Consider the following 646-nt stretch of genomic DNA (forward strand, 5'->3'; position numbering starts at 1 on the left):
TCTTTTGGCAGAACGCGGGATCACTGTTGGCCGTGAAGCGATCCGTCTTTGGGTCAATCGTTTTGGTCAACATTTCGCACATTGCATTAAACGGGATCGTCCGCGGCCGAACGACAAATGGCACATGGACGAAGTCGTGATCACTATCCGTGGTCGGAAACACTGGCTATGGCGCGCGATCGACGCAAATGGTGACGTTCTTGATATCCTGGTGCAAACACGTCGTAATGCCAAAGCAGCAAAGCGCTTTTTCAAAAGATTAGTTGTAAGGTTTGGGGAGCCTAGGGTCGTGATCACCGACAAATTACGCAGTTACATCAAACCTATCAAAACACTGGCAAAGAACGCTGACCATCGCGCCCACAAAGGCCTGAATAATGCGATCGAGGTGTCACACAGGCCGACCCGCTAACGAGAGAAGATAATGGGCCGGTTCAAATCTCACCGACAGGCTCAGAGGTTTCTGCTTGCGCATGACCAGATCAACTTGATCTTCCGCCCCCGCCGCTACCAACTCAATGCAGCCTCTTACCGCCACGCCCGTTCTGATGCGTTTAGTCTCTGGGCCGACTACACCACAGAAATGAAGGCTTGATCTAGCCATCCACAATCCTTTACAATCTGGTGCAAACAACTTGGCAATACC

Annotated in this window: 1 pseudogene; it reads left to right on the top strand. The window is 51.2% G+C overall.

Features of this window, described 5'->3' with window-relative positions:
• Positions 1–595 (top strand): annotated as a pseudogene (locus tag AB2J24_RS19865) (IS6 family transposase); the annotation flags it as partial.
• Positions 596–646 lie beyond the last annotated feature (51 nt).

This window comes from Lentilitoribacter sp. EG35, from assembly GCF_040784015.1.
Lineage (GTDB): Bacteria > Pseudomonadota > Alphaproteobacteria > Rhizobiales > Rhizobiaceae > Lentilitoribacter.